Genomic DNA, 7,741 nt, shown 5'->3' with positions numbered 1-7,741 from the left:
CAGATCCTGGAGCTGCGCTTTGGAGAGCGCTCGGTGCTGAAGTGTAAGGATTGTGGCGGCGAACTACTGCTGCTGGAAACTTATCCCGGAAAGCGGGCGCCGCCTGTAAATCCATTGGCCGGAATGGGCCAATGACGGTGTTTTGTGGATCTTTTCGAAATACGCCCCGGAGCGTAAATGGGAAAGCTATGTCCGGTCGCCAAAACCGCCTGCCCAGAGGAGCCCCTTGCTGCCGAAAACAGGGTCAAAGCAGAAGCTATTTGGCCGGCATAGTCGGTTTTGCAGCCAAAACCGGGCTTGAAAGGCCAACAATACCACCCCAAACGCCTTCCGAAAGGGAAACAAAAAACCGATTGAAAACACTATCCGAAAATAGTTAATTAACAGTCGGTTAAGCCAGGGGCAGTGTTTAGTTCAACAAAGCCTCCAATACCAAGCGTATGCAAGCAACGCTTGATTAGAGGCTAAGTGTTTCAACCAGTTCTTTTTTTACAGCTTCTGCCGATTCTCCTTCGTGTAGTTTTAGAATAAGTTCTTTTAATCGCTCTTTGCGATACTTTGAGTTATTGATTAATTCGCTCATGACAATTGGATTTTAGTTTATAAAAGCTTGGTTTGAGAAGTTGGTCTTGGTGCTTTTGTAACCAATATTCTGGCTTGGCTTGTTCCTTCATTGCTCAAATAATGAACAATATCAGCAGGACTTTCAATCAAGGTATCTTTTTCAAACACCACCGATTCATCACCTACATGTACCGTTGGAGTTCCCTCCAACACATAAAAGGTTACATCAACTGGTGTTTTGTGAGGCTTTAAAGTTTCGCCTGGTTGTAAGGTAATGTGCATTACTTGAGCAGATTCCTTATTGTACAACTGCTTTACATCAACCTTATGTGGATTCTCTTTCGATTCTTCTGTTTTATAGCTTCTTGAAATCATTTTTATATATTTTTAATGTTTATAAAAGTTACAACAATTTACCGGGTTTTAGGTTTCCTGAACTTCTTTCTCCAAAGCAAATAACCGCTCAATACAACCAGAACACTTACCAATCCTGATAAAGGAACTAAGAGGATATAAAAATCACCAAGAAGAAAACGAAAGAAACGTCCTGTATGAATTTCGAGCGAAAAATTCCAAAGTGACATTTTTGATTCTTCAAGAACATTCTTAGGCATTTCAGGAAATTTCATTTCATGATATAAAGGAACTGCACCTTTATCGTAGTCTATCATATATTGCTTACCTCCCAAATCCGTTACTAATCCTGTAACTTTAAAATCACCAATAGGTCTGCCTGTTGTATTGCCAACATGTAATTTACCCTGGGCATAATTATAAATTTCAGGATGAGCCGGATGCCATAAAAACAAACCGTTAAACGAACCAATAATATACGCTCCATCATTAAAAGGTTCAAGAACATTAATTCCCATAACACTTATAGGAGGCTGAATTTTAAAAGCAATTGGTGCAAGATTGTCTTTATCCATATAAAAGATTCCTTCCGAGGTTGCTAATAGGAATTCATTTCGTTCACTATCAAATTTTATATCCCTTAATTTATCGTACCAGGGATTAGGCTGGTCGAGATGAGAATATTTTACAGGGCTTACTTTTGAATACGCAATTGCAATAAGTAGCGGAGGGCGCAAGAACATACCTGTAAAAAACAAGACTATCAAACACGCAAATAACCAGGCTCCTGTTTTATTGTGCCACTTTAATGACCATCGGTTAGTCTTTACGATTGATGTGACTGATTTCGTTTTCTTCTTTCTTCTCTTTATCCATCCGGGGAAAAAGAAATAAATAATTCCTGTCAGCGATAAGAAAATGGTTATTATCCCCAAAGCATCAACAAATAGCTTTCCGGGAATCCCAAAAATCTCTCCTGAATGAATCTGCCACATGGTTTCAAAAAGCGAAACTTCATTTTTGTAATCTCGTGGTTTTTTGAGTTCAATTTTCTCAAATTGGGTATTTATTCCTTCCGACTTACCTTTAAATAAATAGGAACGATTTAAAACAAAGAGCGTATCGTTGACACATTCAATAGCCACAAAGCGTTTAATGTCAACATCCAATTCAAACTTTATCCATTGCTTTTTCTCCTTACTAAAAGCAAACAAACCAAATTGCGTTGCTGTATATAGATTTCCGTCATTTGATTGATGCAGGTCAAAAATCTTACGGTTATCGCTTCCATTTGGGAAACCATTATTGAATGAACTATAATCAGTAAAATTTGAATCGGTAAGCCATACCCCGATATTACCATATACTAAAATGCTATCGCCATTTAAAATAATATTACCTTTTACTGCACTATTATTCCAATTCTGATAACGGAATTCTTTTGGAAGGTTGTTACGTGAAATATCAAAACCTGAGAAGAATTCACGATGATTCATAATGATGCCTGTAACCGAGAAATATAGTAGCAGAAAGGCAATGATTAGCCCTGGCCATTTATGTAGTTTCTTATAAAGTTTTCCCATAAAGTAATCTATCTGAGAGTTTGTTTTTATCTAAATAACAATTGCTTATATGCCTTAAAAGATAAATATTGTTATTTCTGTTTCTTGAAAATTTCTTAAATTTATCTAATGCAATATTAAAAAACAGAAAAATTGCAAGCTGTAACATATGGTACAGCTTCTTTGTTCTTGGTAACATATATTTGCATTAGAAGGTTGAGTATTCATTGTTTTGAAATAATGAATTTGTGGGGAGGATTGTTTAATGTAAAAACGAAATTTGAGGCTATGAGCATATTGAAAAAGATTTTACCTCCTGATAAATGGAAGATACCTGTCATTATCGTTTCAGCAATTCTCTTAGGTCTTTTTTTCTTTCTATTCTATGTCTCCAATGCATCATCTTACCTTTCCGATGACCCAAAAACCTGTGTAAATTGCCACATCATGGCTCCGCAATATGCTACATGGATGCACAGTTCTCATCGTGAATGGGCAAACTGTAACGATTGCCATGTACCTCACAATAATGTATTCAATAAATATTATTTCAAAGGAAAAGATGGAATGCGACACGCTTCAATCTTTACAATGCGTGCCGAGCCACAGGTTATACAAATAAAAGAAGAAGGTCATCATGTAGTGCAACAAAATTGTATTCGTTGCCATAGTAACCTTATTACCGATGCAAAAATGAATACCATTCATGCCGATTTTCATTCTGACAGAACTGACAGAACTTGTTGGGAATGCCATCGTGAAGTTCCTCATGGCAGAGTCAACAGCCTTTCGAGTACACCTAACGCTAAAGTGCCGTTACCCGAAAGTCCAGTGCCCGATTGGTTAAAAGAAGCATTAGAAGAAACAGAATAATAACATAGAACTAAAGATATGAAATCATTCAGCGAACAAATCAAAGAAAAACCTTGGAAAGGTTGGGTTCTTTTCCTTGGAACTATTGTAGTTGTATTCCTTTTAGGATTATTAGCATCGAGTGTTGTAGAAAGAAGAAGTGAAGCGGTGTTTGCCTATGCACCCAAAAACGATTTTTCTCAGTTTGAACCACGTAACGAAAAATGGGGAGCTAACTTTCCTCGTGAGTTTGAATCTTATTATCAAACCTCTGACACCATCTTTAGAAGTAAATACAATGGTTCTGCTACAATTGATGAATTAGAGGAAGACCCAAGAATGGTTGTTCTTTGGGCAGGATATGGTTTTTCAAAAGAATATAACCAAGGGAGAGGACATTATTATGCAGTAGAAGATGTTCGTAATATTCTTAGAACAGGAGCACCGAATGATAGTGTAAAAAGCCCTATGCCCAATACTTGTTGGACTTGTAAAAGCCCCGATGTTCCAAGAATGATGAATGAAGTTGGAATTGCAGAGTTCTATAAAGGTTCATGGGAAAAGTGGGGAGCTGAAATTGTGAATCCAATTGGTTGTGCCGATTGCCACGATGTAAATACTATGCAACTACGCATTTCTCGCCCTGCATTAATTGAAGCGTTTGAGCGACAAGGAAAGGATATTACAAAAGCTACACATCAGGAAATGAGAAGCCTGGTTTGTGCTCAATGCCATGTGGAATATTATTTCAATAAAAAGAAAATTGAAGGTGTTCCATATTTAACCTTCCCCTGGGATAATGGAATGTCTGTAGAACAAATGGAGGTTTATTACGATGATATGGAATTTGCTGATTGGACACATAAACTGAGTAAAGCCCCTATGTTAAAAGCCCAACACCCAGGTTATGAAACTTACTTAACAGGAGTGCATGCAGAACGTGGTGTATCTTGTGCTGATTGTCACATGCCATATAAAAGCCAAGGTGGTGTGAAATTTACAGACCATCACATTCAAAGTCCTCTTAATAATGTCGCCAATTCATGTCAGGTTTGTCACCGTGAAGAGGCTCATAAACTCATTGCCGATGTATATTCTCGTCAGGATAAGATTAAAGAAAATGTAAATATTCTAGAAGATTTATTGGTTAAAGCACACGTAGAAGCTAAAGCAGCATGGGATAAAGGTGCGAATGAAGAACAAATGCAAGCAATACTTATGGATATTCGACATGCTCAATGGCGTTGGGATTATTCTGTCGCTGCTCACGGTGCATCATTCCACTCACCTGTTGAAACAGGTCGTATTGTTTCATCGGGTATCAATATTGCACAAGAAGCAAGAATTAAGCTTACTCGGTTATTGGCACACCTTGGACATAATAAAGAAGTTGAAATGCCTGATATTTCGACCAAAGCGAAAGCCCAGAAATATATTGGTTTAGATATGGCTAAACTAAATTCTGACAAAGAAGAATTTTTAGGAACTGTAGTTCCACAATGGCTTGAAGAAGCCAGTCAAAGAGAATCGAAATATTAGAATAAATTACCTTGCAAAATACTAAAGAAAAAAAGAGCTTATGGGTGCTTCCCTGGAAGTATCCCGAAAGCTTCTTAATAGCTTTTGCCTTATTTTTGGCATCATTAGGAATTGAATTTATAACAGGTACTACTGCGCCTAAAATATCTTGGCCAGCCAACTTTGTTTCAATAGCACTATTAGCAAATTTATCGTTATTGCTATATCTGTTATCTAAAAAAAGAGCGGTTTTCAAATGGTTTTATAGTGTTCCGGCATCAATTGCCGGGATTACTTCATTCGTAGTACCTTCGTTATTGCTAGCCTTAATTCCGCAAAAACCATCAGATTCCTTATTCTTTCTGTATGATGTTACATCGAGCTGGACTTATACAATTGGAGTAGTTTTCTTTTTAATCATACTTGGAACAGTGACCATTAAACGCATCACAAAGCTTTCCAAGAGGAATGTCGGTTTCTTTTTAAACCATTTCGGTTTGTGGTTGTGTATTGCGTCAGCTCATTTAGGTGCAGGAGACATACAAAAACTGAATATGTATCTTGAGGAAGGTAAAACTACCTGGTACGGAATTGAAAACGGAAATAGAACAGAAGAATTAAATTTTGCTATAAAGCTAAGAGACTTCTCCATTGAAGAATACCCGGCAAAAATTGCTTTTGTGGAAAGCAGTACAGGAGAAATAATCAACCAAAACAACAAACCCTTAATGATAGACCCACACGAGGGCTTACAATTCAACTATAAGGATTTTGATTTTAAGATTGATAAACTATTAATGAGTTCAGCTCCTGTTATGAATAGGTTTGAACCTGTTCTGGGTATGGGGGCAACTCAATCCTTAAAGATTCTGAAGTCCTATAATGAAAAAGTTGATACGATTTGGATTTCAAGTCCAAGCATTCTGTATCGTCAGGAAATGCATCAGATTGATTCAAGCACAATAATGCTTATGACTAAACCAGAAGCGAAACGATTCCTATCTGAAATAACGGTTTATGAAAAAGCCGGAGCTGTATATGATACCATCAATGAAGTAAATAAACCAATCAAGATTGCCGGATGGAAGATCTATCAAACAAGTTATGATGAAACAATGGGACGTTGGTCAACAAAAAGCATTTTGGAACTGGTTAAAGACCCTTGGTTGCCATCCGTATATTGGGGATTTTTCTTACTCATTGCAGGAACTTTCTATCTAATCTGGACAGGGAAAAGAAAGGAGGACATGTAATGTGGTATAATTTTGAGATATTCGCAATTATTTCGTTAGTGACATGGATTTTGGCTATTGGTGCATCACTTTCAGACAAGACGGGCAAAATCGCCAACCTGACAGCAATCCTTGGTACTTTAAGTTTGGCTGTATTTATTATTTTGCTTTGGGCAAATCTTCAACGCCCTCCATTAAGAACTCTTGGAGAGACAAGACTTTGGTATTCATTTTTCCTGGCAATTTCAGGCTATGTAATATTTAAGCGATGGAAAATCAAGTTAATGCTTATATATTCACTTGGTATGGCTATTCTGTTTTTGTTATTGAACTACCTGAATCCTGATATTCACAGTAAAACACTCATGCCTGCATTGCAAAGCATTTGGTTTGTTCCTCATGTAATTGTGTACATGATTGCCTACGCTCTATTGGGCTTATCTGCACTTTTCGGATTGCAAGGATTATATGCTATTAGAAAAGGTAACCTGAAAGAAGATTTTGTACTTAAAACAGATAACATCGTTTATATAGGCTTTGGCTTTCTTACGTTAGGACTTATTTTCGGAGCTTTATGGGCAAAAGAAGCTTGGGGGCATTATTGGACATGGGATCCCAAAGAGACATGGGCATTTCTCACATGGGCTGTTTACCTTATTTACATTCATTTCAGGATAAAAAGTAATTTAAGCCACAAAAGCGTTTTTCTGATTTTAATGTTAGCTTTTGTTGTTCTGCTAATTTGTTGGTTTGGCATAAACTACCTTCCGGCAGCACAGAATAGTGTGCATGTTTATTCGAGTTAAACAGATGCGCCTTTTATTTCAAATACAATTTTCCATTTCAACAATATGATACCCCTTAGATTCTATATCTGAGATAACTTCTTGCGTAGCATTCTCAATATGGCAAAACTCACATTCTTTTGTGGTAACTTTTTTCGATTTAACATCTTTGTATTTAAGGTATTCATGTCCATAGTGAAATATCACATTAGAATCCTTTACATTCTCCGGTACAATAATATCAAAGTGCATTTTTTTCCCATCGGTACGTTGCACATATGTATCCCAAACAGCTACTTTCATTTATGTTCAATTTTAATTATTCCTGTGGGGCAACTTTCAACAGCCTCACGTATTTCATTTTCATATTTATCGTAATCAACACCAGGCATCACAATCATCTTATCGAATACTTTAAAGACTCGGGGGGCGAAAGATTGACATATTTTACAGGCTACACATGTGTTAATATCATCGTCACGCCATACCTTATCAATTGCCATTTAAACAGGTTTTGATTATTGCATCTACATGTATCTTGGTTGTATTTAAAAAGGGTAATTCCAGATAATTGTCTTCGGTAAACATTAATGGAAATTCGGTACAGCCTAGAATTACAGAGTCAACTTCATATTGTCTCTTCAATTTGTTGATTATTTCAAGTATTTCCAACCTAGTTGCTTCTTTAAATATTCCTAATTCAAGTTCGTTAAATAATCTTTGGTTAATAATCTCTATTTGCTTTTCATCAGGAACTACTATTTCAATATTGTGCAGATTGGAACTGCTACATTTGACTGGACGGTAGGTTAAGTATAATTTATTTACCTATATTATGAGTCCTATGAGAAAGAAGTTTGACAAAGAATTTAAG

The 7,741-nt window shown here is 36.6% G+C and carries 10 protein-coding genes; 4 read left to right on the top strand and 6 right to left on the bottom strand.

Features of this window, described 5'->3' with window-relative positions; genetic code table 11:
• Nucleotides 1–457: 457 nt before the first annotated feature.
• The 3 genes from C8N47_RS19045 to C8N47_RS18470 are packed head-to-tail and all read right to left on the bottom strand — an operon-like array spanning nucleotide 458 to nucleotide 2,501.
• On the bottom strand, nucleotides 458–583 hold the full coding sequence (locus C8N47_RS19045; protein ID WP_281257144.1) for a hypothetical protein: 126 nt from the start codon (nucleotides 581–583) through the stop codon (nucleotides 458–460).
• 17 nt (nucleotides 584–600) lie between these two features.
• Complete coding sequence (locus C8N47_RS18475; RefSeq protein WP_107824059.1) at nucleotides 601–939, bottom strand: cupin domain-containing protein; 339 nt, start codon at nucleotides 937–939, stop codon at nucleotides 601–603.
• A 38-nt stretch (nucleotides 940–977) separates the two neighbouring features.
• Nucleotides 978–2,501, bottom strand: a complete 1,524-nt coding sequence (locus C8N47_RS18470; protein ID WP_107824058.1) for a PepSY-associated TM helix domain-containing protein — start codon at nucleotides 2,499–2,501, stop codon at nucleotides 978–980.
• Between the two features lie 267 nt (nucleotides 2,502–2,768).
• On the opposite strand from C8N47_RS18470, the gene nrfH reads away from it, so the two are divergent.
• The 4 genes from nrfH to C8N47_RS18450 are packed head-to-tail and all read left to right on the top strand — an operon-like array spanning nucleotide 2,769 to nucleotide 6,888.
• The gene (gene nrfH, locus C8N47_RS18465) at nucleotides 2,769–3,353 is read left to right on the top strand and encodes a cytochrome c nitrite reductase small subunit (protein WP_107824060.1); all 585 of its coding nucleotides are present in this window, start codon (nucleotides 2,769–2,771) and stop codon (nucleotides 3,351–3,353) included.
• Nucleotides 3,354–3,371: 18 nt separating this feature from the next.
• Nucleotides 3,372–4,871, top strand: coding sequence for an ammonia-forming cytochrome c nitrite reductase (gene nrfA, locus C8N47_RS18460; protein ID WP_107824057.1), 1,500 nt, complete (start codon nucleotides 3,372–3,374; stop codon nucleotides 4,869–4,871).
• Between the two features lie 11 nt (nucleotides 4,872–4,882).
• A complete protein-coding gene (locus tag C8N47_RS18455) occupies nucleotides 4,883–6,103 on the top strand; it encodes a cytochrome c biogenesis ResB family protein (RefSeq protein WP_146161577.1) in 1,221 nt (406 codons plus the stop codon).
• Nucleotides 6,103–6,888, top strand: a complete 786-nt coding sequence (locus C8N47_RS18450; protein WP_107824055.1) for a cytochrome c biogenesis protein — start codon at nucleotides 6,103–6,105, stop codon at nucleotides 6,886–6,888. Before C8N47_RS18455 ends, C8N47_RS18450 begins: the two co-directional genes overlap by 1 nt.
• A gap of 18 nt (nucleotides 6,889–6,906) precedes the next feature.
• On the opposite strand, the gene C8N47_RS18445 is transcribed toward C8N47_RS18450, so the two are convergent.
• The 3 genes from C8N47_RS18445 to C8N47_RS19165 are packed head-to-tail and all read right to left on the bottom strand — an operon-like array spanning nucleotide 6,907 to nucleotide 7,629.
• Complete coding sequence (locus C8N47_RS18445; protein ID WP_107824054.1) at nucleotides 6,907–7,170, bottom strand: DUF2024 family protein; 264 nt, start codon at nucleotides 7,168–7,170, stop codon at nucleotides 6,907–6,909.
• Nucleotides 7,167–7,370: a ferredoxin gene (locus C8N47_RS18440; protein WP_107824053.1), complete on the bottom strand. Its 204-nt coding sequence runs from the start codon at nucleotides 7,368–7,370 to the stop codon at nucleotides 7,167–7,169. The genes C8N47_RS18445 and C8N47_RS18440 overlap by 4 nt, the downstream gene beginning before the upstream one ends.
• A complete protein-coding gene (locus C8N47_RS19165) occupies nucleotides 7,360–7,629 on the bottom strand; it encodes an aspartate/glutamate racemase family protein (RefSeq protein ID WP_407944153.1) in 270 nt (89 codons plus the stop codon). Before C8N47_RS19165 ends, C8N47_RS18440 begins: the two co-directional genes overlap by 11 nt.
• Nucleotides 7,630–7,741 lie beyond the last annotated feature (112 nt).

It is taken from the genome of Mangrovibacterium marinum, assembly GCF_003046625.1.
Lineage (GTDB): Bacteria > Bacteroidota > Bacteroidia > Bacteroidales > Prolixibacteraceae > Mangrovibacterium > Mangrovibacterium marinum.
The sequence above is the reverse complement of the archived record's forward strand: the minus strand, read 5'-3'. Positions and strand labels throughout refer to the sequence as shown.

Excerpts from the sequence above, each read along its gene's own strand:
- C8N47_RS19045 (WP_281257144.1), bottom strand. The coding sequence starts at position 583 with ATGAGCGAATTAATCAATAACTCAAAGTATCGCAAAGAGCGATTAAAA.
- C8N47_RS18475 (WP_107824059.1), bottom strand. The coding sequence starts at position 939 with ATGATTTCAAGAAGCTATAAAACAGAAGAATCGAAAGAGAATCCACAT.
- C8N47_RS18470 (WP_107824058.1), bottom strand. The coding sequence starts at position 2,501 with ATGGGAAAACTTTATAAGAAACTACATAAATGGCCAGGGCTAATCATT.
- nrfH (WP_107824060.1), top strand. The coding sequence starts at position 2,769 with ATGAGCATATTGAAAAAGATTTTACCTCCTGATAAATGGAAGATACCT.
- nrfA (WP_107824057.1), top strand. The coding sequence starts at position 3,372 with ATGAAATCATTCAGCGAACAAATCAAAGAAAAACCTTGGAAAGGTTGG.
- C8N47_RS18450 (WP_107824055.1), top strand. The coding sequence starts at position 6,103 with ATGTGGTATAATTTTGAGATATTCGCAATTATTTCGTTAGTGACATGG.
- C8N47_RS18445 (WP_107824054.1), bottom strand. The coding sequence starts at position 7,170 with ATGAAAGTAGCTGTTTGGGATACATATGTGCAACGTACCGATGGGAAA.
- C8N47_RS18440 (WP_107824053.1), bottom strand. The coding sequence starts at position 7,370 with ATGGCAATTGATAAGGTATGGCGTGACGATGATATTAACACATGTGTA.